Source organism: bacterium (assembly GCA_037131655.1).
In the GTDB taxonomy this organism is placed as follows: domain Bacteria; phylum Armatimonadota; class Fimbriimonadia; order Fimbriimonadales; family JBAXQP01; genus JBAXQP01.
Genome location: JBAXQP010000455.1, coordinates 1 through 1,721, shown reverse-complemented (window position 1 = coordinate 1,721; position 1,721 = coordinate 1). Strand labels below are relative to the sequence as shown.

Genomic DNA, 1,721 nt, shown 5'->3' with positions numbered 1-1,721 from the left:
GTCTCACGGCGGCTCGCTAATTATGTTGGCCAAGGGCAATCGCTCGTCGGCCGTTTCAAATGCCTGCGCGAAATTCGGTGGCTTCTATCTTGGATCCATTGGCGGACCTGCAGCACGTTTAGCCCAAGACTGCATTAAGAAAGTCGAAGTCCTTGATTTTCCGGAATTAGGAATGGAAGCTGTCTGGAAAATTGAGATCGAAGACTTCCCTGCATTCATCATCATCGATGACAAAGGAAATGATTTCTACGCTCAAACGTCTAAGCCATTATCGATTGGCAAACGACCGGAGTAGCGTTTAAAGGATTAAACCAGCTTCACTTTGGGCGAATAGTTCGATTAAGGCTTCGATTTGCTCTATTTGTGTATCAGGTATTGGGACCTCAATTGAAAAACTATGGCTGAGGGGTGACCGGGGAAGTGCGTTGCAAATGTAGCGATCCCTTTCAATTGAATAGGCTAAGCCGTACATTCCATTTTCTGATACGAAGAATTTACTAGCTAATAAAGTCTGAGCTTGTTTCTCGTATCTTGATCGCTCATCACGCATAAGTTTAAAACACCTTGTTATTACCTCTTGCTCCCGAAGTTTTTGTTCCGGCGTTAGAAAATCCGGGTTTTCATAATCCATAATTAAGGCTACCTCACGTTCCACATTTGAGAAGAATGGCTTTCTCGGAGAGAACATGACGTGCATATTGCCATTTGCCACCTATAAGCGCTTTGGAATATGACACACCGTAGTAATTGGTTGGAGTCTTACTTAAGCATTTCCTGTATGTACTGAAATTGTTGACTCGAGAACCAGGGTACGTGGTCCCTAGACTCCTGGTAGTTTGCTTCCCCACTCGGTGATTTCCCAAGAACCCGGTCTTCCAAATTTCTACCGTAATCGCAACACTCGATTGAGGAACATTGCATATCGATGAAGCGTTAACTTTTACGGCCCTTATCCCAGACTTTTCAAAAAGGTCCGTCGATAAATGAGCATCCCCGATTTGAAGTCGGCACGGAGGCTTTGCTTCCTCTGCTCTCACCTGGCTTCCTAAAGCGTCGCTAACGTTTAATAGTGAGATAAGCATTAACAAACCAAAAATTCTTCGAAGATTCATACTTGAAGAATTACAAGACGTTTGGACAAACCCGAGAATTTATCCACAGCCTATTAAACGAATGACGGAGAGTAACTTTTGTCCTGTGGCTGTAACCGCCCAGATACTGCTAAGGCCTACAAAAGGAGGGGCGGATCGTCGCGACTAGTAAGAATTGTGGCGTTGAAAACGCAACCAAGCGTTGCAAGGGGTCGAGTAGCGAATATCGATGTAGTGAAGTCCCCATCGAATCTGGGTCACTGGATTGGTTTTCCAATCCGTTGAAATCATGTTCATCTTGCCTGCCGGCAAAGCCTGGGCAATTCCGTGGGCACCTGATCGATGATTGTGAGCCTTGTAATTCCAATGGCTCTCACGCGACCAGAGAGATTTCAAGCAACCGAATTGCTTTCCGGTCCAGCCGTACTTGCTCGCCATTATGTTGCGAGCTACAAGTTGGGCGCCCTTCGCCTTTCGAGCGGATTCCACGTAAGTGCTTGTGATCGACACGAGGGCTAATTCGTTGGCCGAGATCGTGACCGTCGATTTGAATTGACTAAAGAGGGCGACCGATCTTGAAGGTTGAGCAACCAAATCCGCGGAGTCAGGCAAAACGAGGCGGGTGGTCAT

3 protein-coding genes are annotated in these 1,721 nt (G+C 46.5%); 1 reads left to right on the top strand and 2 read right to left on the bottom strand.

Features of this window, described 5'->3' with window-relative positions:
* The coding region (locus tag WCO51_13555) for a fumarate hydratase C-terminal domain-containing protein (GenBank protein MEI6514279.1) at window positions 1-295 on the top strand (295 nt) is incomplete at its 5' end.
* A 3-nt stretch (window positions 296-298) separates the two neighbouring features.
* On the opposite strand, the gene WCO51_13550 is transcribed toward WCO51_13555, so the two are convergent.
* A complete protein-coding gene (locus tag WCO51_13550) occupies window positions 299-631 on the bottom strand; it encodes a hypothetical protein (protein ID MEI6514278.1) in 333 nt (110 codons plus the stop codon).
* Window positions 632-1,256: 625 nt separating this feature from the next.
* Window positions 1,257-1,721 (bottom strand): transglycosylase SLT domain-containing protein (locus WCO51_13545; protein ID MEI6514277.1); only part of this gene is annotated, 465 nt, incomplete at its 5' end.